Raw genomic sequence first — 23,352 nt, forward strand, 5'->3', positions numbered from 1 at the left:
CTGCACGTGCGCATCACCAACTGCCTGCGCAAGAACGCCCGCTACGAACTCACCGGCGCGGTGGCGCTGACCGACCTGCTGGCCCGGGCCGTCCCGGAGCGGCACCACCCGGGGGGTGCCGCCGAAGGTGACGGCGACCTCGCCGGTCACCTTCGGAGCCTTGCGGTGCGGAGACTGAGCCCGTACGTCGACGGTCAGCGTGAACGTGCCACCGCTGACGACCGAGGCCGGCGTGGCCTTCGCCTTCACCGCGACCCGGGCCGGGCCCGCAGGCGTCAGGGTGACCCGGGACGAGCGTGACGTGGCCGGATCGACCACCGACGTCGCCACGACGGTGAGCGACGACGCGGTCTCCGCGGCGGCGACCGAGAGCAGACCCTCCGCGGAGATGCTGGTGCCGGTGGAGGTCGCTCCCTGGACCGACCACGTCACCGCCGGGCTCACACCCTCGTTGGTCGTCACCTGGGCGGTGAACTGCCTGGTCCAGTTCCAGCCCTTCGTCAGGTTGACCGTCGCGGGCGTCACCGACACGGAGTCGACCCCCGACCACAGGTGGTCCCGGGCGAAGATCGTGAACAGTTGGCCCGCCGTCATTCCGTCGTGCGCGCCGGGGACCTGGGTCGTCGCGGCGGCGTATCCCCGGGCCCGGAAGTTGTCCGCGATGGCGTTCTGGGCGTTGAGGTTGCCTTCGAAGATGCCATTGCCGAGGAAGACGGAGAGGTCGTCGTCCCCGACCGCGCTCGCGATGGTGTCGTAGTCCTGGGTGGTGAGCGATGGATTGCCGGAGAAGTGTCCGTAGAACCCGAAGGTGGTCGGGAAGTTCTTGATGACGACACCGCCGGTCATCCCACCGTACGAGAACCCGGCGTAGGCGCGCCCGGAGCGCTCGGTCGAGACGTTGTAGCTGCCCTCGATGAGAGGAAGGATCGTCCGGACCAGGTTGTTGGCCGCGTTGGTCTGGTTGTAGGACCCGAAGCCGAGGCTGGTGCCCGTGAAGTGGTTGCCCATGGTCACGACCACTGTCGGCTCGATCTCACCCCTGGCCGTCATGTTGTCCAGGATGTTCGGGACGTTCGCGGGGACCATGAAGTCGGTCTCGTCGCCGAAGATGCCGTGGGCGAGATACGCGACCTTGTATGGCTGCGCCCGGTTGGCGTCGTAGGTGGCCGGCAGGTAGACGCCGAGGTGGTGGCCGCTGTCGCCCAGGATCGTGGTGTACGGGACGTACCTGACGGTTCCTCGCTTCGCGCGGTCGGCCACCGGCAACTCGTAGTCCGCACGCGCCTTCAGCACCGGGTCGTTCTGCTTCCTGGCGTACGGCACGTGCACGACATCGAGCACGTCGTTGTTCCGGACCCGGAACGAGGACTCGCCCGGAGGTCGAGGGTTCGTCGAGGCGGGGTCCCAGATGCGCTTGTTCTCCCAGCCCTGGGTCGGGTCCCAGACCCGGTACCAGTAACTGAGACCTCCGGCGTGCAGCGGGACCGAGACCGACCAGTTCCCCTTCGGGTCCCTGGTCATGTCCCGGAGGAACTCGGTGCCACCCGCGTGGTAGCGCCCCGGTTGCCACTCTTCCGGCTGGTAGCGCGTGGTGCCGGTGTTGACGTCGAGCAGGGTCAGGTCTCCGGCGAGGCGGACCTGGGTGGCGTGGGGATTGCGGTAGACGAAGGTGACGGTATGTCCGGTCGGTGAGGTGCGGTCCGCCTTGACCGTCGCACCGGGCGCGGGCGCGGGCCTGCCGGCGGCGGCAGCCGGCGTGGGGACGACGGCCCCCGCTCCGAGTGCCGTGAGCGCGAGAATCGAGATCGCAAGCCGGAGCCTGCGTCTTCCGGTCGTTTCCCTCATGCGCGAAGACTCCTTTGTGGTGGTCGCTCGTCGCGGTCTGGTCCGGTGCGGGGAGTTGAGGGCTTCGATAGTCGCTAAATCGAATTAGCATCGGGAGTCTCGCTGGCTACACCTTTCGATGTCAAGGGTGTCCGGAGCCGAGGCCGGCCAGCGCCTCGATGGGTGCACCACCTGCGGCCTGCGGGTTCTCCCAGCTGACCGGCGCTCGGATGGCAAGGTGAGGGCCATGGACAGGAAGCACGTCGAGGATTGGCTAGCCACCTACGAGCGACTCTGGCGGACCCCGGGCACTGACGCGCTGGTCACGCTCTTCACCGAGGACGCGAGCTACCAGCAGGGGCCGTACTGGACGCCCGTCGTCGGCCTGCCGGCCATCGCCCGGATGTGGGAGAAGCAGCGCAAGGGCCCCGACGAGGTGTTCCAGTTGAGCACGGAGATCGTCGCGGTCGAGGGCGACACCGCCGTGTCGCGCCAGGAGGTCCGCTACGGCGACCCGGTCGAGCAGGAGTACCGCGACCTGTGGGTCATGCGGTTCGCCGACGACGGACGGTGCCGCTCGTTCGAGGAGTGGCCGTTCTGGCCGGGACAGCAGCCCGCCGACCCGCCCGACGGCTCCTGACCCGCAATGGTTGCGGCGGCGACGCCCCAGCCACCGGGGTAGGAGACCTGACCGACGCGCCGTCGGACCGATCGCACTACCTACAGTGAGCTGGGGCGTCACCGTGACGACGTCGACCCGTCAGACCGGGGCCGCCGGGCAGCTCGCGCCGACCGGCGGTGTGGTTCTGGTGATGAGGTACCGCTCCACCTGACGACGGGTGCACTCGGTCCGTGGGTAGCTGGCGTGGCCCGACCCCTCGTAGGTGACGAGGTGGCCCCGACTGCCGAGCTGGCGCACCACCCGCTGGGCCCCGTCGTACGGGGTGGCCGGGTCGTACCGCCCGTTGAGCACCAGCAGCGGCGCGCTCGTCCGGACCCGCAGCCGATGTTGTGGGTTGTTCGCCGTCCAGCCCAGGCAGATCGCGGCGAAGCGGACGGCCAACGGGGAGGCCCGCAGGTGCGGTGCCGTGGCGCGGGACAGGCTGAGATACCGGTTCCAGTCGGCGAACCCGTCGACCGGCAGCGACCAGTCCTGGCAAAACGCCGGAAGCGCGTACTCGGTCAGGTCCTTGTCGCCGTCGACCGGCACCATCGGGGACGCGAGTGCGGCGGGCTCGCCCCGCTCCAGCGCGAGCAGCATGTTCGCGAGGTCGGCCCAGGTCGCGTCGAAGAAGTTGACGACTGTCGCGAACCCAAGCTCGAACCAGGTCAGCGGGGTGCCGGTGGCCGCGTCGACAAGCGTGCCGGCATCGGCACGGCGCATCAGACGGTCGTAGAGCGCCGGCACGTCACGTCCGTGCAGGGCACAACCAGAGGTCCGCTCGCACCAGGTCACGAATTCGTGGAACAGCGCCTCGTTACTGGCCGCACCGCTGCGGAAGTATTCCCGGACCCCCTGGCTGTGGTCCATCACGCTGTCCATGGCCAGGGCGCGGACACGGTCGGGAAACAGTTCGGCGTAGGACTGCCCGATCAGTGTGCCGTAGGACCACTGATAGAAGCTCAGCTGCCGCTCACCGAGTGCGGCCCGGATGGCGTCCGTGTCACGCGCGACGCTCACACTGTCCAGGTGGTCGAACAGTGGGCCACTCTGAGCGCGGCAGTCGTCGCGCAGCTGGCGGTTGTAGGTGCGGAGCCGCTCGAACTCCGCCGTGTTGGCGGGTGTCAGGGAGGGGTGCCGGGCCAGCAGCGCCGATGAGCAGCGCACCGGCGCGCTTCGGACAGTGCCCCGGGGGTCGAAGCCGATGATGTCGAAGCGGCGCAGCACGTCCGGCCCGAGCTGGCTGTCGGCCGTCAGTGCCACGTCCACCCCGGACAGGCCCGGACCGCCGGGGTTGAAGACCAGAGCACCGATGCGGGCGGCCGGGTCGGTGGCGGTGCGCCGGGCCAGCGCCAGTGGGAAGGTTTCCCCTCCCGGCCGGGCCCAGTCGACAGGCAGGCGCAGGGTGCCGCACCGCGTGCCCGGATCGTCGGGCCGTTCCGGGCACGCCTGCCAGTCGATCCGACCGTTCCAACCGCCGGTGGTGTCCACGGTGGCCGGCCCGGTGCCATCGGCGTCGGATGGCGTGGTGCCCGCCAGCGACGGTGGGGCGTTGAGCGAGAGGGCGACGAGGACCGCGACGACGGCCGAGAGGCTGCCAAGGACCCGCCGTCGTCGACGGTCAACCCCGCGGGGATGCCGGAAGGTGATTCTCTTCGTGGTCAACATTCGTCCAGCCTGCCGACGCCCGGTCCACGTCGGATCCATGCCGGTCCGGGGACGGCCGGCGCGGGGATTTCATCGGTACGCGGCCAGTCGTTCGGACAGCACCGCGGCCTGTGGATGACCGACGCGGTCGAGGATCGCCAACGCCTGCCGCCACAGGTCGACCGAGGTGTCGTGGTCGCCCACCGTCTGATGAATGTCGCCGAGGCGGACGAGCGTGTCCGCCCTTCCGCACGGGTCCTGGACATCGGAATAGAGCGTGAGCGCGCGCCGGTAGCAGTCCGCCGCGGTCTGGTGTTTCCCGAGGCCGTGATGGGCGAACCCGAGACTGTCCCAGGTGTTTGCCGCACCGAGCCGGTCCTCGGCCTCCTCATAGAGCGCGAGCGCCTGCTGGCAATAGGTGATGGCGCGAGCGTGCTCGTCCAGCCGCGCGTGGCTCCAGCCGATGGCGTTGAGCGCCGCCGCCTCGCCGAGCCGGTCGTCGGTGCTGCTGGCCAGCGCCAGCGCCCGCCTGGCGTGCGGCAGTGCCGCCCCGGCATCGCCCTCGATGTCGGACAGCCAGGCGAGGTGCAGGTGGGCGCTGGCCTGCCCCGGGCGGTCGCCGGCCTGGTCGTACCGGGCCATCGCGTGCCGGAGGTGATGGTGGGCCGCACCGAACCGGCGGTGCTGGATGTGGGCCAGCGCGAGGTCCCGGTGGGCCACCGCCTCGGCCCGTGGGTCACCGCGGCGCTGCGCCACAGAGACCGCGATGGCCTGCACGGTGGCCAGGTCGTGCCACTGCGAGAGCCGGCCGAGCAGGGGAGTGAGGGCCTGGGCGAGCTGCCCGGCGTGGGCGTCGAAGCTGTGCGCTACCGCGTCGTCGACGGCGGCCAGCAGCACCCGCGCTTCGATGGTGAACCAGGCCAGCGCGGCCCGGTGGTCGGCGAACGCCGACGGTGACGCGTCGGCGGGCAGGGGCGGCGGAGCGAGCGGCTGCCAGCCGGGATCGACAAGCCTCGCCGCGTCCCGGGCGACACACAGGTAGTGGTCCAGCACGCGCCTGCGGACGGCGCTACGGTCGGCCGGACGATCGAGTGTTCGCGTCAGCTCCTCCCCGTAGGCGCGGAGCAGATCGTGACAGCGGAAGCGGTTGGGGGACGGTTCGGCCAGCAGGTTCGCCCGGGTCAACTCGTCGAGCGCCGGCCGAATCAGGTGCGGTGGGGCCCCGGCGAGGCTGGCCGCCGCCGCCGCGCTGACGTCCGGGGCGGGGTGCAGGCTGATCTGCCGGAACAGTCGGGCCGCGTCCACGCTGAGCAATCGGTACGACCAGGAGAGCACGGTGCGCACGTCGGTGGCGGCATCGTCGGTGGCCAGGGCGGCGAGCCCGCCCCGGCTCGCCGCCAGATCGTCGGCGATGGCCTGGAGCGGAAACGTGGGCCGGGCGGAGGCTCGCGCGGCCACGATGGACAGGGCCAGGGGCAACCGCGCGGTACGTCTGATCAGCTCGTCCACCGCTGCCGGCTGGGCGGCGGCCCGCTGCGAACCCAGTCGGCGGACGAGCAGTTGGCGCGCCTCGTCGTCGCTGGGCAGGTCCAGCGCGAGAGGGTGGGCACCATCGGTGGCGACCAGACCGGGCAGGGTGTGGCGACTCGTCACGAGCACACCGCAGCCTGTCGACCCCGGAAGAAGCGGCCGCACCTGTTCCGCGTCGCGGGCGTTGTCGAGCAGCACGAGCAGCCGCCGGTCTGCGGTCAGGCTGCGGTACAGGGCGAACTGGGCCGCCGGCTCCGCCGGGATCTCCAGGGGTTTCACACCCAGGGCGGGCAGAAGCGAGCGTACGACGACGGCGGAGGGTGACGCCTCGTGCGTCGCGGTGCCGAATCCGCACAGGTCGACGTGGAGCTGCCCGTCGGGGAAGTGATGCAGGTTGTCGTGCGCCCAGCGCAGCGCCAGCCAGCTCTTCCCGACGCCGCCCGTACCGGTGATGACGACGGTGTTGCAGTCACCGAGCAGTAGCGTGGTGAGCCGGGCCAGCTCCGCGACCCGACCGGTGAACGACGTCGGTGGGCCCGGCAGCTGCCGGGGGACGATTCGCTGCGGGATTCTTTCCGGTGGCTGCGGATCGGGTGTCAACAGCTCCCGCTCCGCCCGCAGGATGCGGCCGTGCAGGTGTTGGAGATCGGGACCGGGCTCGACTCCCACCTCCTCGGCGAGGAGCTGGCGGAGCTGCCGGTACGTCGCCAGCGCGTCGGCACGCCGGCCGGTCCGCGCCAGGGCCACCATCAGTTGCCCCCAGGGGCGCTCGCGCAGCGGATCGTCGTCGACCTGGCTCCGCAGCGGTTCGATCAGCTCGTGATGCCGCCCGGCGCGCAACTGGAGGTCCGCGACCTCCTCCGCCAGGCTCGACCGCTGCTCCTGGAGCCGCGCTCGGACGGAGAGCAACACCCCCCAGCCGGGAAGGCCCGCGAACGGCTCCCCACGCCAGAGCGCCAACGCGGCCTCGAACGACTCCTGGGCGGCTGACCAGTGACAGTGCCGCAGCGCGGAATACCCGCGCTGGGCCAGGTCGTCGAAGGCCACGCTGTCCACTGTCAGCCCGTCCAGGGCGAGGCGGTAGCCGGTGGGCCCGGCGAGGATGGCGGGGTCGGGGAAGCCCGGGGCGCGCAGCGCCCGGCGCAACGCCCAGACATAGGTCTTCACGTTGCCGGCTGCCGTCTTCGGTGGGCGTCCCTGCCACAGCTCGTCGACGAGTTGGTCGATGGACCACCCGGCGCCCGGCTGCGACATCAGTACGGCCAGGAGTCGCACCCGCATCGGCGTGCCGAGGGCCAGCCGTTCCCCGCAGGCCGACCGCACCTCGACCGGCCCGAGCAGTTGGTACCGCGCCGCCGGTGGCGCCCCCGCGGGGTCCATCGCCTCATCGTAGGGGCCCGAATCATTCCGTCTCATCGGCTGGACGGCCGCGGTCCGCCCCGTCTGTCGAGTGGTGTGCTCCGTCACGCAGGTGGGCATGGTCAGGACGTTGGGGTGCCGCAGGGGCGGCTGCTACAGTCGAGATTGTTGCGGCCGCAAATTTATCAGCGGCAACTACTTTGGGAAGGATGCCTCCGATGACCAAGCTCTCCGTCATCTACTACTCGTCCACCGGAACCCTCCACGCCATGGCCAAGCGTCTCGCCGAGGCCGGCGAGAAGGCGGGCGCCGAGGTGCGGCTGCGTCAGGTTCCGGAGCTCGCCCCGGCCGAGGCGATCGCCTCCAACGCCGCCTGGAGCCAGCACTTCGACGCCACGAAGAACGAGCCGAAGGCGACCGCCGACGACGTCGTCTGGGCGGACGCGGTGCTGTTCGGCACGCCCACCCGTTACGGCAACGTGGCCAGCCAGCTCAAGCAGTTCATCGACACCCTCGGCCCGCAGTGGGCGCAGGGCCTGCTCGCCGACAAGGTGTACGCCGGCTTCACCGCATCCATGACCGCGCACGGCGGTCAGGAGTCGACCCTGCTGGCGCTCTACAACACCGTTCACCACTTCGGTGGTCTGGTCGTCGCCCCGGGCTACACCGACCCGCTGAAGTTCGCCGACGGCAACCCGTACGGCGTCTCGCACGTCACCGGCGGGAGCAACGACGCCCCGCTGGGCGACGCCCAGTTCGCTGCCCTCGACCACATGGCCGAGCGGGTCGTCAAGATCGCCGGCAAGCTCAGCGCCTGATCGCGCTGGCGCCGCAACGGACGCCCGCGTCGCCGCGGGTGCTCAGTTGGGCGAGGGCCGGTCTCCCACGACGGGAGGCCGGCCCTCGGCGTCCTCAGACCGCGATCGCCGCGATGGCGGCAAGCGGCCGATGCTCGTCGGTGCCGGGCCGCCGGAGGCGTTCGACCTCCCGGAAACCGGCCCGGCCGAGTCGTTCGGAGATCTCGTCGACCGGCCAGCGGTAGGCGGTCAGGACCTTGTGATCGAAGGCGCCGACCTCGTCGGCGTCGAAGACGCCCAGGACCAGTCGCCCGGCCGGGACCAGCACGCGCCGGAACTCCTTGAGCATGTCGTCGACCTCCGGCGGCGGAAGATGAATCAACGAGTACCAGGCCAGGATGCCGTCGATGGAGTCCTCGGCGGCGTCCAGGCGTTCCATCGAACCGATGTGAAACTCGACGCCCGGGTGGGACGCGCGCGCATGCGCGATGAACTCGGGGACCAGGTCGATTCCCGTTGCGTCGACGCCCAGCTCACAAAGGTAGGCGGTGAGGTGGCCGGGCCCGCACCCCAGATCGAGCACCCGGCCGGGTCGGCTGCCCAGATGTCGTCTGATCAGGGCGAGGTCGTCGGTGTCCACCTGCTGGCCCGTGCCGAACAGCTCGATGTAGAGCTCCGCGACGGACCCGTAAGCCTGCCGTACAGTGTCCGTTTCCATCGCGGCACTATATGGGGCACCAGACCTTGCTGAGGCGGCCTACCGTGATGGCCATGACGCGTCGAGCCACACTGGCCGGCATTTCTGCGGGCCTGCTCCTGCTGGGTTGCTCGGTTGGCGCGCCGACCGAGAACGAAGCCAAAACTGCATCCGCCCCGATGTCGGCCGCCAGTGCTGACGCCACCACGACGGCTGAGGCGATCGGTCTGCTGCGTGGGGGCACGGCGTTCGTCAATCAGACGAGTTATCGCAGCGACGTCGACATCGCCAGCCAGATCACGACGCTGTCGCACACCGACAACGTCCACAAGCGTCTGAACGCCAAGATTTCGGCGCCGGGTGGGGTCATCGAGATCCGGATGATCGACGACGAGGTCTACATGAAGACCGGTCTACCCATGCCCGGTGTCGGCGACGGGTGGATGGCCCTCGACCCGGCCCGGATGCCGTCGGACTTCGGCCTGAGCTTCGCGCCGGGCAGGAACGACTCCGGCGGCTCGGGCCGCCTGATCGACGCCATCGTCACCGCACGAGCTGACGGCCCGCAGATCTCGGGGACACTCGACGCGACCCGGATTGGCGCCGGTAACGGGATCAGCTTCCGCCCCGGTCCCGGTGCCGTCTTCCCGGACAGCGCGCGCAGCCACGCGTTCCGGGCATCGCTGGACACCGAGGGTCGGCTGGTCAGCTTCCTGATGCCGGAGGCCAGCGGGCTGCCGAACGCGTCGCTGCGCTACAGCGACTTCGGTACGACAGTCACTGTCGCTCGGCCGGCCGGAGTGGTCGCCGCCCCCGACGCCCTCTATCCCCAGCTCGGCATGGGCGGAGGGAAGTAGCGGGGACCGGCGTTTGCCTTCTCAGGCTAACGCGGTTAGCCTTTAGCTAATCACGTTAGCTTCAGTGGAGGACGTCATGACCGAATACCTGGATATTGCCGGCAACACCATCGCCTACGAGGTCACCGGGCAGGGCCCACTGGTCGTCCTGGCGCACGGCATGGGCGACACCCGGCACTCCTACCGCTTCGTCGCCCCGGCCCTGGCCGCGGCCGGATACCGGGTCGCCAACGTCGACATCCGTGGCTGCGGCGACTCCAGCCTCGGCTGGGACGGCTACAGCCGCACCGACATCGCTGGTGATCTCGTCGCCGTCGTGCGCCACCTCGGCGGGCCGGCCGTGATCATGGGCCAGTCGATCAGCGGGGGTGCCGCGACCATCGCGGCCGCCACCGCGCCCGAGCTGATCGTCGGCGCCATCGAGCTGGCGCCGTTCACCCGCGCGCAGTCCTTCGACCTTGGCGGGTTGGTGCGGGTGAAGCGCTTCCGGGCCGGCTTCACCCAACTGGCGCAGGTCCTCCTGCGCGGAAGCCTGGCGAACTGGCGCAAGTACCTCGACCTGGCCTACCCCACCAAGCCCGCCGACTGGCACAGCGAGCTGACGCGCATCGAAGCCACGATGAGTGAGCCCGGCCGGATGAAGGTCCTCCAGGCCATGGCCAAGAGCAGCCCGGACGACGCCGGTCGGCAACTGCCCAACGTCACCTGCCCGGTCCTGGTGATCCATGGCAGCGCCGACCCGGACTGGGCCGACCCGCGGGCCGAGGGCGAGCGCATCCTCGCCGACCTGCCGCGAGGGCTCGGCGAGCTGGCTGTCATCGAGGGGGCGGGCCACTACCCGCACGCCCAGACGCCCGACGAGGTCCTCGCCCTGGCCCTGCCCTTCCTCGCCCGGACGCTGACCAATGCCTAAGGCCCGGCTCACCCCGGCATCGGTCACCGAGGCCGCGGCCGCGTTGGTCGACGAGGTCGGCTTCGACAACCTCAGCATGGGTCTGCTCGCCGAACGGCTCGGGGTCAAGACCCCCTCGCTCTACAAGCACGTCACCAGCCAGGCCGAGCTGGCGCACCGGATCGCCGTCCTGGCCATGACCGAGGCCGGCGATGCCATCCGCGACGGCATTCAGGGCCGGTCCGGCAGCGATGCCCTCGCCGCTGGCGCGCAGGCGATGCGGGCGTACGTGCGGGAACACCCGGGCCGATACGCAGCCGCCAACGCCACCCGCCCGACCGGCCCCGACGACCCGTTCATCCCGGCCAGCGAACGGGTGCTCGCCTCCTGGGCGGCCATGCTGAGCGGGTACGGCCTGGATCCCGGCCAGGAGATCCACGCCATGCGGACGCTGCGCAGCGTCCTGCACGGTTTCGCCACCCTGGAGGCGGCCGGTGGCTTCCAGATCGACGCGTCCGTCGACGAGAGCTTCACCTGGTTGATCAACTTCATCGATCAGGGCCTTCGCGCCGGCGCCGCCAGCGGCAGCGACGCCGCCCGCTGATCGCCTGGACCGGTACCGGTCGCCTGCGGTGCCTACCCCTGGCAGGGAGTGGCTGGGGTCGGCAGGGCTCGCAATACTTCGAGCCATGAACGCGAGAGGACAGCTCGGCGACTTCCTCCAGGCCCGGCGCTCCCAGCTGCGGCCGGAGGACACCGGCGTGCCGACGTACGGTGAGCGGCGCCGGGTTCGACAGCGACTTCGCCTTCGTCGGTGACCACCAGGTCATCGCGACGCTGAACGGACCGAACACTGTGGTGGGCGTCGACGCGGCCGGCCGTTCCCGAACGTTGATGACCGCCGCCGACAGGTTGCAGAACCCGACCTCGGTGGCTGTGCGTGGCCGCACCGTCTACGTGCTCAGTGCCGCGTACAGCACCGGCATCGACCCCAACCTCGCGCTGGCCACCCTGCCGCTCCGCTGACCCGCCACTCCTTGGACGACCCCGTCAATCAGTGGGGTCCGCTCCCTCGGTACTGAGCGCTCGGGTCGCCCGTCGCCGTCCGATGACGGCGACGGGCGATCCAAGGCTTCCGTGCAGGCGGGGGAGAGGCGGATCGGTCACGGCGCGGGTCGGAAGTGCTGCTGCTCGCTCGACGAGCCGTCGGGTCTGCTCGGTCGACGACGGCCGAGGTGGAAGGCAGTTGCCGCGGCCAGCGCGGCCACGACGATGAGTGCGGCGAAGACCGGGTGCATGTCCTTGGACAGGCTCGGGGCGCGGTCGGGCCCGATGGCCCAGAGGATCAGCGGGACGGCGTAGGCGGTGGCGAGCGCTACCGTCCAGCGGCGTAGTCCGTGTAGGTGGGCGTGCCGCAGGCTGACGGTCAGCGCAAGGACGACCGGGACGATGGCCAGCATGGCGAACTGGCCGACGACCAGGACCGGGACCGTCCAGATCGAGATGATGACGGTACGGTCGACGCGCCGGGAAGGCGAGATGGGGGGCATTGTCGTCTCCGTCATCGGGTCGGGTTGGTGGTCGAGGGACGCCACGCCAACCAGCCACGGCACAGCAGGTAGGCGGCCGCGACGACGGCGACGAGCCCGAAGTCGATGATGGCCGACAGGCGTGCCTCGGGGACGTCTCCGATCAGCGCGCCGAACACGACGAGCGCGGCCTTGCCGACGAGAACGATCTCCCAGACACCGGCCGCTTGTCGGGGCCTGACCGCGAGCAGGGCGAAGAGCGCGGCGAAGATGCCGAAGCTGGAGACTCGCCAGCCTTCGATGAACAGGCGATCGTCGCCGGCGTTGAGTGTCAGTAGTACGCCGTTGACGAACGCGACGCCGGTGGCGAGGGATGCGAGGGCCGCCAGCCCACGGCCGACGAGGTCCGCGCGGTGCGCGGGGCCGGCGGTGTCGATTCGGGTAGCGGTAGCGGTGGTCATGAGAGGCTCCATCCTTAGATAACGCCTGTGAACTTACAGTCGTTAACTTACGCCCTCGCCTAACGCCTGTAAAGTCAGAGTGTGACCACACCGAGAACGCGGGCCCGCAACAAGCGCGGCGAAGGTGCCCAGCTGCGCGACGAGATCCTCGACGCCGCCATGGCGCTTCTGGAGGACGACCCGCCGCAGAACGTGACCCTGCGGGGGGTCGCCCGGCGGGCCGGCATTTCCGCACCGTCGATCTATCCGCACTTTCCGGACCTGGATTCGATCCTGCTCGCTGTCGCGCAACGCGCGTTCGGCATCCTCGAGCAGGAGTTGGGCGCACTGGATGACGCGGATCCGGTCGAGCGCCTGCGCGCGATCTGCGTGGCCTACCTGACCTTCGCCGAACGCCGGCCCCATCAGTACCGGGTGATGTTCGGTGCCGTCTGGGATGCGGGGCAGGCGCTTGAGCGGGCCCCGGCCATGGCGGACGAGCTCGCCGTGCTCGGCATGGGAGCCTTCGAGGTCTTCCGGCGTACGCTCGCCGACTGCGTCGCGGCGGAACGATCGACCAGCGCGGACCTCTTCGCCGACGCGACGGCCCTCTGGGTCGGGCTGCACGGATTCGCCCAGCTCCAGGTGGCGGCGCCGTTGTTCCCGTGGCCGCCGGGGCTGCTCGACTCCATCATCGACCGGATGGCGCTGCTGCGCTGAGTGAACGGCTCAGGCGTCCGCGAGCAGGAAGTCGACGGTGCCCGTGCCGCCCTGTCGAGCCGCCGAGGACGGGCGGGCGAACGGGTCGCCTGATCGTGTCGGCGTCGTGCGACGATCTCCGGCGTGGCAGAGACTGCGGCGACGTTGACCGAGATCCGTGCGCGGATCGACGAGTTGGATCGAGAACTGGTTGGGCTGCTCGCCAGGCGGGAGGCACTGGTCCGGCAGGCCGCCCCGCTCAAGAGCGATGCTCAGGCGGTCCGTGCGCCGGACCGGGTGGCGCAGGTGGTGGCCCGCGTCCGCACGTTGGCCAGCGAGGCCGGCGCCGACCCGGATCTGATCGAGAAGATCTACCGGGGCATGATCCAGGCCTTCATCGACATGGAGACCGACGAGCACCACCGCGTCACCGGCGGGTCGGCGCCGACAACGCGGTGATTGCCCGCTACGCGCGCGCTTAGGTCGCGGAGCGGCTCTCACCGTCCGGGATCGACAGTGCGGGCGGCGCGTAGCCGAGCTCGTACGAAATTTTGTCGGCGGTCTCCAGGAGCAGCGGAAGGTTGCTCTTGAGCTGGTCGAGGCTTGCGATGACCTCGATCGCCGTGATCGAGGCGGCGGCGATGACCTGTCCCCTCGAATCCCTGATCGGCGCGGCCACGCACATCACGTACGCGTCGTGCTCGCCGTTGTCCACTGCCCAGCCGCAGTCGTGGATGCGGGCAAGTTCGGCTTCCAGGGCGTCGTGGTCGGTGAAGGTGGTGTCGGTGAACTTCTCGAAGACGACGTGGGAGAGAAGGCGGTCGCGTTCCTGCCGGGGAAGGTAGGCCAGGATCGTCTTGCCGACGGCGCTCGCGTAGATGGACACCGCGCGTCCCACCCGCGAGGGCAGCTTGACGGCGTCGAAGGCCGGGCTGTCCACCTTGTCGATATAGATGATCTCGTCGCCGGTCAGTTGCGCCAGGTGTACGGTGTGGCCGGTCGCGCGTTGCAGCGCACGCAGGTGCGCGGCAGCGGGCTGGCGGAGGTCCATCGAGCCGAGCGCGAGCTCGGACAACTCGATCAGGCCGCTGCCGAGCACGTAGGTGCCCGCGCCGGTGCGGCGGACGAAGCGCGCGGACTCCAGCGTCTGCAGGATGCGCAGGGCTGTGGACTTGTGGACGCCGAGCACGTCCGCAGCCTCCGTAAGGGACAGCGGGTGCTCCGCGGATCGACGGATGAGGTCGATCGCGCGGCGGATTGATTGCGCCAAGGCTGTGTCTCCCCTCGCGCGACGGACATGCCGTCGCTGTCATTGCACATGATGCAACATAGATGACGCGATGCGCAATCGCCACTTGACACCGTTGCACATGACGCTACGATCGTTGCAATTTCATCGGCTTGACGCCAACTCGTAACAGTGGAGTAACGATGGGTAATAAGCGCGCTCATTTCGGCATCGCCAGGGCGACATGTGCCCTCGGTTTGGTCGCCACCCTCCTGACCGGTTGCGGCTCGGACGGTGATTCCGGCGACGGCGTCACCAAACTGACCTTCGCCGCCTCGACCTTCGGCGACCCGGGCCGCGGGCCCCTGTTGACCAAGTGGCTCGACGAGTTCAACCAGAGCCAGACCAAGGTCCAGGTGTCCGCCGCCGCGGTGCCGTACCCGACCTTCGGCCAGACCGTGCTCACCCAGATGGGCAGCGGCAAGGGCCCCGACCTGGTCCGCTTCGACATGCCCGAGTTCGAGGCGGCCTCCGACGCCGGCCTCATCGCGCCGCTGGACAAGGTGATCGACGCCAGCAAGTACGACCTGCTCAAGCAGCCGGACCAGTTCATGGTCCACGACGGCGTCCGGCACGGCGTCATCTTCGAAGCGTCGAACTACGCGATGTTCTACAACGCGGACCTGATCCCGACGCCGCCGACCACCTACGAGCAGTTCACCTCCACCGCGAAGTCGCTGACCAAGGGCGACGTCTTCGGCCTGGCGTTCCGCCAGACGGAGGCCGAGGAGGCCGGTGTCTGGCAGGACATCTTCAACTACGTCTACGGCTTCGGCGGGGCGTGGTCCGACGGGAAGAACCTGACGATCAACTCGCCGGAGAACCTCAAGGGCCTTCAGGCGTTCAAGGACCTGTACGACGCCAACGTGATCCCGCGCGGAGCGGACGCGGCCACCTTCCGGCGGATGTTCGCCGAGGGCAAGGTCGGGATGGAGCTCAACAACGGCGGCTACGTGACCGCGACTCGCGGCCAGAACGCCAAGCTGAACTTCACCGTCGCCCCCATCCCGTTCCCGGTCCGCAAGCAGGGCGCGATCCTCGCACCGATCGTGATCAACGAGGCGAGCGAGGGCAAGGACGAGGCCGGCACCTTCATCAAGTGGGCGCTGGAGCCGCAGAACCAGGTGAAGCTGCAGGAGATCCTCGGTGCGAGCAGCGTCGCCACCACCACGCAGCGCAGCGCGGAGGCGCTCAAGGCGACCCCGTTCCTCCCCGTCTTCGACGGGCTCACCGAGACCAGCCTGCCGCAGATCGTGCTGGGGTTCGAGGCCAAGACGCCTGACATCCGCAAGGTGGTCGTGCAGAACGTGGTCGCGGCACTGCAGGGCAAGGCTGACCTCAAGTCGGCACTGGATCGCGCCCAGCAGCAGGCGAGCGAACTGGTCCGCTGACCGCTCGACACGGCGACGCTGCCGGCGCAACGATCCGTGCGCCGGCAGCGTCCTTCCCCCAGAAGGACCGAACCCGATGACTGTGGTCGAGCAGACCGGAGCACCGAAGACACCAACCCCAGGCCGACCCCGGCGTCGACCCAGCCCGCTGGGTAGCAAGTGGACGCCGTACCTGTTCCTGGCCCCCGCCGCCCTGTTCATCCTCGTCTTCCAGGCGGTGCCCCTCGTTCAGGAGGTGTACCTCAGCTTCACCAGGACGAGGCTGCTCAACCCCACCCGCAGCGAGTGGGTCGGGCTCGACAACTTCAACCGGATCTTCGGTGACCCCGAGTTCCACCGCACCCTGCTGATCACCTTCGTCTACGTGATCACCTGTGTGGTCGTCGCGATCGGCGCCGGGCTCGCCGTCGCGCTCCTGCTCAACAAGAAGTTTCGCGGCCGGGGCGTGGCACGGGCGCTGGTGACCGTCCCCTGGGCCGCTCCGGGCATCGCTGTCGCGCTCATCGCCACCTGGATGCTCAACGCGCAGTACGGCATCGTGAACCGCTTCCTCGACGCGGTCGGGCTCGGCGTCCCGGGTGGGGCCATCCTGGACAGCTCGCGCTACGCGCTGCCGGCGGTGCTCGCCACGACCATCTGGCAGCTGTTCCCGTTCACCTCCGTGGTGCTGCTCTCCGCCCTCCAGTCCGTCCCGCAGGACCTGAACGAGGCCGCGACAGTGGACGGCGCCGGACGGTGGGCCACCTTCCGGGCAGTCACCTGGCAGGTCATCAAGCCGACGGTGGGCCTGCTGGCACTGCTGATGACGATCTGGTCGCTGCGGCGGTTCGAGCTGATCTGGCTGATGACCAAGGGGGGACCGGTCGGTGCCACCGAGACGCTCGTCATCGACCTCTACTCGCAGGCGTTCGACTCGAAGGAACTCGGATCGGCGGCGGCCATCGGAATGGTCGGCGTCGTCATCTCGCTCATCGTCATCATCGGCAGCCGCCTGGTCGCCCGTGCCGTGGAGAAGGGGGACGTCCGATGAGGCGCTTCCGATTCGGTGTCACCGCACGGATCGTCGCCGTGCTCGTCGTGCTGGGTGTCGCGGTGTTCCCGCTGTACTGGATGTTCGTCACCGCGCTGTCCAGCAACAGCGACCTCTTCGCCGATCAGCCCCGGCTCACGCCCGACCTCGGTCAGTTCGGGGTCTTCGTGGACGCGCTCGCCGAGGGCAAGGCGGCCGGGTGGCTGCTCAACAGCCTGATCATCGCCGTCGGCACGATGGTTCTCTCCGTCGGCCTGGGCATCCCGCTCGGCTACGCGCTGTCCCGGTTCTCGTTCTGGGGCAAGGCCGTGCTGACCGTTGTGCTGCTGTTCACGCAGATGCTTCCCGAGGCGCTCATGGTCGTCCCGCTGTTCGCGCTGTTCCGCCGCTTCGAACTGCTCGACTCGCTGACCGGCCTCGTCCTGGTGAACTCCGCCTTCGTCCTGCCGATCGTCGCGCTGATCCTCAAGGGCGCGATCGACGGAATCCCGAAGGAGCTGGAGGAGGCCGCGCGCGCCGACGGCGCCCGGCCCTTCACCACCCTGACCCGCATCAACGTGCCGCTCATCGCGCCGTCGATCGCGGCGACCGCTGTCATCGCCTTCTTCCACGCCTGGAACGAGTACGTGTTCGCGGTGACGTTCATCTTCAACCCCGACCTCCAGCCCGCCTCCGTCGGCATCGCGAACTTCATCGGCGAACTGGGTACACCGATCCAGACGGTGATGGCTGTCGCCTTCCTGTTCACGTTGCCCGCCGTCGCCTTCTACCTGTTGGTGCAGAAGTACGTGGTGTCCGGCATGACCGCCGGTGCGGTGAAGGGTTGAGCCGAAAGATGAAGATCGTCTCTGTCGACACACTGGTCGTCGACTTCTACCGTACGAACCTCGTCATCGTGCGGGTCCACACCGACGCGGGGATCATCGGGCTCGGTGAGGCCACCCTGGAGGGCAAGGAACGGGCCGTCCAGGGAGCCATCGCCGAGCTGGCCGAGGCGGTGGTGGGCCTGGATCCCACAAGCATCTCGAAGATCCTCTACGAGACCGCACGGGACTGGTACTGGCGCGGCGGGCCGGTGATCATGACGGCGTTGAGCTCGCTGGAGATGGCCCTCTGGGACATCTCGGCTCGCGAGCTCGGCGTACCGGTCTCCCGGCTTCTCGGCGGCGCGACCCGCGACCGGGTCCGCGCGTACGCCAATGGTTGGTTCTCCGGCGCCGTCACGCCGGAGGACTACGCGGCCGCCGCGCGCCGGACTGTGGAGTCGGGCTTCCGGGGCCTCAAGTGGGACCCGTTCGAGAACTACGACCTGACCATCACCACGGCGCAGTTGGACCGGGTGCTGGCCCAGATCGACGCCGTCCGCCAGGCGGTGGGCCGCGAGGTGGAGCTGTTCGTCGAGGGGCACGGCCGCTTCGACGTCCGCCACGCCATCAAGGTCGCCAACGAGATCGCCCAGTTCGACCCGGTGTGGTTCGAGGAGCCCTGCCCGCCGGACAACCTCGATGCGCTCGTCGACATCCGTCGCGCGTCGCCGGTGCCGATCGCCGCGGGGGAGCGGTGGTACGGGCGGCAGGGCTTCGCGCCGGCGCTGGCCCGCCAGGCTGTCGACTTCGTTCAGCCCGACGTGACGCACGCCGGCGGGATCGCCGAGCTGGCCTTCATCTCCACGCTCGCCGCGACCAGCTACGTGGGCTTCGCGCCGCACAACCCGAGTGGTCCACTCAGCACCGCCGCCACGCTGCAACTCGGGGCGACGTTGCCCAACTTCCGCTACCTGGAGATCATGGCGACCGACGTGCCCTGGCGTCCCGACATCACCAACGAGCGGCTGGTGCTGACCGACGACGGCGACATCCTCATCCCGACCGGGATCGGCCTGGGCATCGAGGTGGATCTCACAGCGATCGAGCAGCATCCGTTCACACCGCACCCGCTGCGGATGTTCCAGGACGCCGTCTTCGACATCCGTCCCCGCGACGAGCGGTCCTTCTTCAACCTGGAGAGCGACTCATGACGCTGCCACGGCCCCGGGGTTCGGCCGCGGCCGCGGACTGGGTCGGCACCGCCGCCGAAGCGTTGCCGGACGATGCCGACAGCGTCCTCATCGGCCGGATCTGGGACCCGTCCGGCGACGGCCCCTCACCGGTGACCGTCCGCGACGGCGAGGTCATCGACATCAGCCACCGGTTCCCGACCGTCCGCGACATCTGCGAACTGCCCGATCCCGCCGCGACGGTGGCCGGGCTCGACGGGCCGAGGGTGGGCGACTTCGGGGAGATACTGGCCAACACGGGGGCCGCGACCCGGGACCATGGCCGGCCCTGGTTGCTCGCCCCGGTCGACCTCCAGGCGCTCAAGGCCGCCGGCGTGACCTTCCCGATCTCCATGATCGAGCGGGTGATCGAGGAACGGGCGCGGGGAGACCTGGCACTGGCGGCGGACATCCGGCACCGCATGCTCGCCGACGTCGGTGTCGACCTGCACAGCCTGGAGGCCGGCTCGCCGGAGGCGGATCGGCTCAAGAGCATGCTGGTCGCCGAGGGCATGTGGAGCCAGTACCTGGAGGTGGGCATCGGCCCGGACGCTGAGATCTTCACCAAGGGACAGATCCTCTCCGCCGTCGGCACCGCCGTTCCGGTCGGCGTGCTCGCCGCGTCGACCTGGAACAACCCGGAACCCGAGGTCACGCTCATCGTCCAGTCCAGTGGCCGGATCGTCGGCGCCACCCTCGGCAACGACGTGAACCTGCGCGACATCGAGGGCCGCTCGGCGCTCCTGCTTCCCCTGGCCAAGGACAACAACGCCTCCTGCGCCCTCGGCCCCCTGATCCGGCTCTTCGACGACCAGTTCGGCATGGATCGGGTACGCGAACTCGAGGTGCGCCTGGAGGTTCGCGGCGAGGACGGCTTCCACCTGGAGGCGGTCTCGGAGATGACCCAGATGTCGCGCGATCCCGAGGAGCTGGTCCGGCAGCTGATCGGGCCGCACCACCACTATCCCGACGGCGCCGCCCTGATGCTCGGCACCATGTTCGCGCCCATCCAGGACCGGGACCGCCCCGGTGAGGGCTTCACCCACAAGGTCGACGACGTGGTACGGATCAGCTGCCCGGCGCTCGGCACCCTGGTCAACCGGGTGCGGCACGCGGAGGAGTGCGAGCCCTGGCACTTCGGCGTCCGCGATCTCATGGGCAATCTGGTAAGGAGAGGACTGCTGTGAACGTGGTCATCACTGTCGATCCGCGCGACGGTCAGCGTCGCGCGACGGAGCTCACCGAGACCGACGAGTCTCGGCTGGAGGTGATCGCCGCTCAGATGTCCCCGGCGGCGCAGTGGCTGGCCGCGCGCGGGAGGCTCGGCCGCGCGGAGTTGCTGGACGCGATCGCCGCGTCGCTGGAGTCCCGTCGGGTGGATCTGGTCGCTGCCGCGGAGGCGGAGACCGGGCTGAGCCACGCGCGACTCGACGGGGAACTCACCCGGGCTGCGCTCCAGTTCCGGATGTTCGGCGAGGTGCTGCGCGACGGAGCGTACGTCGAGGCCACCATCGACCACGCCGCCGACACACCGCTCGGCCCCGGCCCGGACCTGCGGCGGATGCTGGTACCCCTCGGACCGGTCGCGGTCTTCGGGGCCAGCAACTTCCCGTTCGCCTTCTCGGTCGCCGGCGGTGACACGGCCGCCGCGCTCGCCGCCGGGTGTCCGACGATCCTGAAGGCTCACCCGTCCCACCCGCTGACCTCACACGCTTCCGCCGCCGCGATCGAGTCGGCAGTCCGCGACCTCGGCGGGCCCGAGGGTGTCGTCGCGACCGTGTACGGGGAGCAGGCCGGTCGCGCGCTGGTGCGTCACCCGGCGATCCGCGCGGCCGCCCTGACCGGCTCGGTCAACGCCGCCCGTGCCATCCAGGCGGCCATCGACGAACGACCCGACCCCATCCCCCTGTACGCCGAACTGAGCAGCGTGAACCCGATCGTCGTCCTGCCCGACGCGGCCGCCGCCCGAGCGGACCAGATCGCCGAGGGGCTGTTCGGCTCCTTCACGAACTCGGGCGGTCAGTTGTGCACCAAGCCCGGCCTGGCGTTCGTTCCGTCGGATCCCCGCGGTGACGGCCTGGTCGAGGCGCTGCGGGCCAGAGTCGACGCGTCGGGTGGCACGGTCCTGCTCAACGAGCGCATCCGGGACGCGTACGAGAACCGGTCCACCGAGTTCGAGCGGGCCGGCGCCCGGGTGTCGGCGCGGCCGAAGGTCGAACCCGGCGAGGGCTTCACAGTGGCACCGACCCTCCTGGAGGTCGGCCTCGCCGGCCTGACCGCCGAGATCGCCGACGAGTGCTTCGGCCCGCTCTTGGTAGTGGTCCGCTACGACGACGCCGCCGACCTCGACGCCGCGCTGGCCGCCGTCACGCCGTCGCTGACCGGTTCGCTCCACAGCGGACCGGGCGACGACGCCGACGTCGTACGCCGACTGGTCGACGTGCTCGCCGCCCGCGCGGGTCGCATCGTCTTCGACGGCTACCCCACCGGTGTCCGGGTCTCGTGGGCCCAGCACCACGGTGGACCGTGGCCGTCGACGAACGCCGTGCACACGTCGGTGGGCGCGACGTCGATCCGACGGTTCCTCCGCCCGCTGGCGTGGCAGGACGCCCCGGCCTGGGTCCTCCCCGAGGAGTTGCGCGACGAGTACACCGCCATCTCCCGGCGAGTCGACGGGAGGTTGCAGCCAGCGGTCGAATAATCGCGTCCGCCGGTCTCCCGGGTACGTTTCGGGCCACCTGTGACTGGCGCGCGAATTCCTTGACGACATTGACCCGACAGAGAATTCGCGCGCCAGTTGTCCTGGCGCCGATGAAGCGCGCCCGAATTGTTTGGATGCGATTCTCCACTCCGATTTCCGTCTTGACCGTCAATGCAATTCATGGTTGTGTTTTCGACAGGGAACGATGTTAGCGCTCGCAATAGCTGCATCGCTCGTTACTGGTATCCCTTCACCTCACCATCGAATGGTCGGTCGGCCGCTCGGTGCGGTCTGACCACACGCCGAAGAGGGAGCAGGACCATGCCCGTCGCACCTCCCCGTCCCCCGATGCCGACACGCCGGCTGATGCTCGCGCTGCTCGCCGCCGTCACAGTGACGGCCGGAACGGTCGCCGCACCGGCGGCCTCGGCCGCACCGCCCGCGCCGCTGGGCCCGACCGTCACCCGCACCGACAAGCCCCCGACCGGGTACACAGTCACCTTCCGGTACCGGGCGCCCGAGGACGTTCAGCAGGTCCACGTCTACGGCGACTGGTTCTACTCCCGACCGGAGAACATCGCCTGCCAGGACTGCGGTGACGCGCGGCCGCCCGCCGAGTGGCAACCCGGCGACGTCGCGGCCACCCCGTGGCACATCCAGGCCATGCGGAAGGGCCCCGACGGGGTCTGGACCTTCACCACCCCGCTGCCGGCGGGCACGTTCCGGTACGCGTTCACTCACGACTGCGCCAACGAGCTCGCCACCGGCTGTGCCCTGCACGACGACCCCGCCAACCGGTGGCAGATCCAGCCGCAGTACCCGGGAGCGCCCGGCGCGGTACGCAGCACGATCTACGTCCCGGCCAGTCGGAAGTTCCCGACGTACGACACCGGTTACCAGGCGCCGGTTGCCAGGGTCGGCCGGCTGGAGTCCCGGCGGTACACCTCGCCGCTGTCGACAAACCCGGTGGGAGTCCACGACATCGTCGTCTACCTGCCGCACGGCTACGACCCCAACCGCGTCACGCCGTACCCGACGCTCTACCTGAGCCACGGCAGCGGCGACCACTCGACCGCCTGGACGATGCAGGGCGTGGCCCACCTCGTCCTGGAGAACGCGATCAAGGACCGTGCGGCGCAGCCCATGGTGATCGTGTCCACCGACTTCAACGGCCTCCCCGGTGGCAACGAGGGCTACGTCAACGAACTACGGAACAACATCTTCCCGTTCGTCGAGCAGAACTACCGCGTCTCGACCCGGGCGCAGGACCGCGCGTTCGCCGGCTTCTCCGCAGGTGGCAGCCGGGCGTACACCATCATGTACAACCACACCGACCTGTTCGGCTACCACGCGGCCTGGAGCGCGGGCGGCCCGGCCGCCACCCAGGCCCAGGTCGACAGCATGAAGTCGGTGGCCGGCGGCATCATGATCGGCACCGGGCTGCAGGACCGGCTGGGCAACATCGCCGAGAACTCGCAGCGCAACGCCGCCGCCCTGCGGGCCGCCGGCGTCGAGCTGGACGAGTACAACGTGCCGGGCGTGCACACCTGGCACGTGTGGCGTCCGCTGCTGAACCACTACCTGCGCACCCTGACGTTCCGGGCCACCACCACCGATCTCGACGTCGCCACGTCACCGGCGAGCCCGTCGCACCACACGAAGGTCACCGCCACCGCGACGGTCGGCACGGTCAGCACCAGCACGTCGACACCCTCCGGCACCGTCGACTTCTACGCGGGTGACACGCACCTCGGGTCGGCCCCGGTGCACCACGGAGTCGCCCGGCTGAAGAAGACCGTCAATGGTGCGCTGAGCGCGCCGGTGGTCGCCCACTACCAGGGCGACAAGCTCTTCAACCCTGCTCAACGACAACTCCGAGTACGCCCAGCACGATCTTGTCGCCGGTCAGCTTCTGGTCGCCACTCGACTGGGGGCCACCGCCGCCGCACCCGGCGGCCAGCACCACCACGGCCGA

Annotated in this window: 20 protein-coding genes and 2 pseudogenes; 15 read left to right on the forward strand and 7 right to left on the reverse strand. The window is 69.7% G+C overall.

The genetic code is table 11. From position 1 onward, the window contains the following. Positions 1-672: 672 nt before the first annotated feature. Positions 673-1,845: pseudogene (locus AB0C20_RS24660) on the reverse strand (alpha/beta hydrolase-fold protein); the annotation flags it as partial. Between the two features lie 226 nt (positions 1,846-2,071). Between AB0C20_RS24660 and AB0C20_RS24665 the strand changes: the two are divergent. Continuing rightward, positions 2,072-2,464, forward strand: coding sequence for a nuclear transport factor 2 family protein (locus AB0C20_RS24665; protein WP_357568819.1), 393 nt, complete (start codon positions 2,072-2,074; stop codon positions 2,462-2,464). Between the two features lie 120 nt (positions 2,465-2,584). Here AB0C20_RS24665 and AB0C20_RS24670 read toward each other — a convergent pair whose 3' ends face one another. Further along, a complete protein-coding gene (locus AB0C20_RS24670) occupies positions 2,585-4,153 on the reverse strand; it encodes an alpha/beta hydrolase (RefSeq protein ID WP_357177272.1) in 1,569 nt (522 codons plus the stop codon). 69 nt (positions 4,154-4,222) lie between these two features. Continuing rightward, positions 4,223-7,042, reverse strand: a complete 2,820-nt coding sequence (locus AB0C20_RS24675) for a BTAD domain-containing putative transcriptional regulator (RefSeq protein WP_357568820.1) — start codon at positions 7,040-7,042, stop codon at positions 4,223-4,225. Positions 7,043-7,239: 197 nt separating this feature from the next. Between AB0C20_RS24675 and wrbA the strand changes: the two genes are divergently transcribed. Then, complete coding sequence (gene wrbA / locus AB0C20_RS24680) at positions 7,240-7,839, forward strand: NAD(P)H:quinone oxidoreductase (protein WP_196923813.1); 600 nt, start codon at positions 7,240-7,242, stop codon at positions 7,837-7,839. A 94-nt stretch (positions 7,840-7,933) separates the two neighbouring features. Here wrbA and AB0C20_RS24685 read toward each other — a convergent pair whose 3' ends face one another. Then, positions 7,934-8,536 carry a class I SAM-dependent methyltransferase gene (locus AB0C20_RS24685; protein ID WP_357568821.1) on the reverse strand — a complete coding sequence of 201 codons (603 nt, stop codon included), beginning with the start codon at positions 8,534-8,536 and terminating at the stop codon, positions 7,934-7,936. Positions 8,537-8,589: 53 nt separating this feature from the next. Between AB0C20_RS24685 and AB0C20_RS24690 the strand changes: the two genes are divergently transcribed. From AB0C20_RS24690 to AB0C20_RS24705, 4 genes are all read left to right on the forward strand, one after another. Next, positions 8,590-9,372, forward strand: coding sequence for a hypothetical protein (locus AB0C20_RS24690; RefSeq protein ID WP_357177267.1), 783 nt, complete (start codon positions 8,590-8,592; stop codon positions 9,370-9,372). A gap of 76 nt (positions 9,373-9,448) precedes the next feature. Beyond that, positions 9,449-10,285, forward strand: coding sequence for an alpha/beta hydrolase (locus tag AB0C20_RS24695; protein WP_357177264.1), 837 nt, complete (start codon positions 9,449-9,451; stop codon positions 10,283-10,285). Continuing rightward, the gene (locus AB0C20_RS24700; RefSeq protein ID WP_357177262.1) at positions 10,278-10,868 is read left to right on the forward strand and encodes a WHG domain-containing protein; all 591 of its coding nucleotides are present in this window, start codon (positions 10,278-10,280) and stop codon (positions 10,866-10,868) included. Before AB0C20_RS24695 ends, AB0C20_RS24700 begins: the two co-directional genes overlap by 8 nt. 170 nt (positions 10,869-11,038) lie before the next feature. After that, entirely contained in the window at positions 11,039-11,290 is a 252-nt protein-coding gene (locus AB0C20_RS24705) for a hypothetical protein (protein ID WP_357177260.1), read from the forward strand. Positions 11,291-11,427: 137 nt separating this feature from the next. On the opposite strand, the gene AB0C20_RS24710 is transcribed toward AB0C20_RS24705, so the two are convergent. Together AB0C20_RS24710 and AB0C20_RS24715 are read right to left on the reverse strand one after the other, a co-directional pair. Further along, positions 11,428-11,814, reverse strand: a complete 387-nt coding sequence (locus tag AB0C20_RS24710) for a hypothetical protein (protein WP_357177258.1) — start codon at positions 11,812-11,814, stop codon at positions 11,428-11,430. 11 nt (positions 11,815-11,825) lie between these two features. Beyond that, a complete protein-coding gene (locus AB0C20_RS24715; RefSeq protein ID WP_330437968.1) occupies positions 11,826-12,254 on the reverse strand; it encodes a hypothetical protein in 429 nt (142 codons plus the stop codon). Between the two features lie 81 nt (positions 12,255-12,335). Between AB0C20_RS24715 and AB0C20_RS24720 the strand changes: the two genes are divergently transcribed. Next, positions 12,336-12,953 (forward strand): TetR/AcrR family transcriptional regulator, encoded by a 618-nt coding sequence (locus AB0C20_RS24720; RefSeq protein ID WP_238684032.1) that lies wholly within the window; start codon positions 12,336-12,338, stop codon positions 12,951-12,953. 123 nt (positions 12,954-13,076) lie between these two features. Then, positions 13,077-13,391: a chorismate mutase gene (locus AB0C20_RS24725; protein WP_357177254.1), complete on the forward strand. Its 315-nt coding sequence runs from the start codon at positions 13,077-13,079 to the stop codon at positions 13,389-13,391. Between the two features lie 19 nt (positions 13,392-13,410). Here the strand turns inward: AB0C20_RS24725 and AB0C20_RS24730 are convergent, their stop codons facing one another. After that, positions 13,411-14,202, reverse strand: a complete 792-nt coding sequence (locus tag AB0C20_RS24730; RefSeq protein WP_357177252.1) for an IclR family transcriptional regulator — start codon at positions 14,200-14,202, stop codon at positions 13,411-13,413. A gap of 161 nt (positions 14,203-14,363) precedes the next feature. Between AB0C20_RS24730 and AB0C20_RS24735 the strand changes: the two genes are divergently transcribed. From AB0C20_RS24735 to AB0C20_RS24765, 7 genes and pseudogenes are all read left to right on the forward strand, one after another. Further along, on the forward strand, positions 14,364-15,611 hold the full coding sequence (locus AB0C20_RS24735; RefSeq protein WP_357568822.1) for a sugar ABC transporter substrate-binding protein: 1,248 nt from the start codon (positions 14,364-14,366) through the stop codon (positions 15,609-15,611). A gap of 76 nt (positions 15,612-15,687) precedes the next feature. Next, positions 15,688-16,641 (forward strand): sugar ABC transporter permease, encoded by a 954-nt coding sequence (locus AB0C20_RS24740; RefSeq protein WP_357177248.1) that lies wholly within the window; start codon positions 15,688-15,690, stop codon positions 16,639-16,641. Further along, entirely contained in the window at positions 16,638-17,468 is an 831-nt protein-coding gene (locus AB0C20_RS24745; RefSeq protein ID WP_091399805.1) for a carbohydrate ABC transporter permease, read from the forward strand. The genes AB0C20_RS24740 and AB0C20_RS24745 overlap by 4 nt, the downstream gene beginning before the upstream one ends. 8 nt (positions 17,469-17,476) lie before the next feature. Continuing rightward, complete coding sequence (locus tag AB0C20_RS24750; protein ID WP_357177245.1) at positions 17,477-18,658, forward strand: mandelate racemase/muconate lactonizing enzyme family protein; 1,182 nt, start codon at positions 17,477-17,479, stop codon at positions 18,656-18,658. Then, positions 18,655-19,863 (forward strand): fumarylacetoacetate hydrolase family protein, encoded by a 1,209-nt coding sequence (locus tag AB0C20_RS24755; protein ID WP_357177243.1) that lies wholly within the window; start codon positions 18,655-18,657, stop codon positions 19,861-19,863. Before AB0C20_RS24750 ends, AB0C20_RS24755 begins: the two co-directional genes overlap by 4 nt. Continuing rightward, positions 19,860-21,377, forward strand: a complete 1,518-nt coding sequence (locus AB0C20_RS24760; protein WP_357568823.1) for an aldehyde dehydrogenase family protein — start codon at positions 19,860-19,862, stop codon at positions 21,375-21,377. The genes AB0C20_RS24755 and AB0C20_RS24760 overlap by 4 nt, the downstream gene beginning before the upstream one ends. Before the next feature lie 663 nt (positions 21,378-22,040). Continuing rightward, positions 22,041-23,186, forward strand: a pseudogene (locus AB0C20_RS24765) (alpha/beta hydrolase-fold protein); the annotation flags it as partial. Positions 23,187-23,352: the final 166 nt, after the last annotated feature.

The organism is Micromonospora sp. NPDC048843 (genome assembly GCF_040649965.1).
Classification (GTDB): Bacteria; Actinomycetota; Actinomycetes; order Mycobacteriales; family Micromonosporaceae; genus Micromonospora; species Micromonospora hortensis.

Coding starts and splice junctions, on each gene's coding strand:
- AB0C20_RS24755 (WP_357177243.1), top strand. CDS start 18,655: ATGACGCTGCCACGGCCCCGGGGTTCGGCCGCGGCCGCGGACTGGGTC.
- AB0C20_RS24700 (WP_357177262.1), top strand. CDS start 10,278: ATGCCTAAGGCCCGGCTCACCCCGGCATCGGTCACCGAGGCCGCGGCC.
- AB0C20_RS24665 (WP_357568819.1), top strand. CDS start 2,072: ATGGACAGGAAGCACGTCGAGGATTGGCTAGCCACCTACGAGCGACTC.
- AB0C20_RS24695 (WP_357177264.1), top strand. CDS start 9,449: ATGACCGAATACCTGGATATTGCCGGCAACACCATCGCCTACGAGGTC.
- wrbA (WP_196923813.1), top strand. CDS start 7,240: ATGACCAAGCTCTCCGTCATCTACTACTCGTCCACCGGAACCCTCCAC.
- AB0C20_RS24675 (WP_357568820.1), bottom strand. CDS start 7,042: ATGGACCCCGCGGGGGCGCCACCGGCGGCGCGGTACCAACTGCTCGGG.
- AB0C20_RS24715 (WP_330437968.1), bottom strand. CDS start 12,254: ATGACCACCGCTACCGCTACCCGAATCGACACCGCCGGCCCCGCGCAC.
- AB0C20_RS24685 (WP_357568821.1), bottom strand. CDS start 8,536: ATGGAAACGGACACTGTACGGCAGGCTTACGGGTCCGTCGCGGAGCTC.
- AB0C20_RS24690 (WP_357177267.1), top strand. CDS start 8,590: ATGACGCGTCGAGCCACACTGGCCGGCATTTCTGCGGGCCTGCTCCTG.
- AB0C20_RS24750 (WP_357177245.1), top strand. CDS start 17,477: ATGAAGATCGTCTCTGTCGACACACTGGTCGTCGACTTCTACCGTACG.
- AB0C20_RS24740 (WP_357177248.1), top strand. CDS start 15,688: ATGACTGTGGTCGAGCAGACCGGAGCACCGAAGACACCAACCCCAGGC.
- AB0C20_RS24735 (WP_357568822.1), top strand. CDS start 14,364: ATGGGTAATAAGCGCGCTCATTTCGGCATCGCCAGGGCGACATGTGCC.
- AB0C20_RS24670 (WP_357177272.1), bottom strand. CDS start 4,153: ATGTTGACCACGAAGAGAATCACCTTCCGGCATCCCCGCGGGGTTGAC.
- AB0C20_RS24745 (WP_091399805.1), top strand. CDS start 16,638: ATGAGGCGCTTCCGATTCGGTGTCACCGCACGGATCGTCGCCGTGCTC.
- AB0C20_RS24710 (WP_357177258.1), bottom strand. CDS start 11,814: ATGCCCCCCATCTCGCCTTCCCGGCGCGTCGACCGTACCGTCATCATC.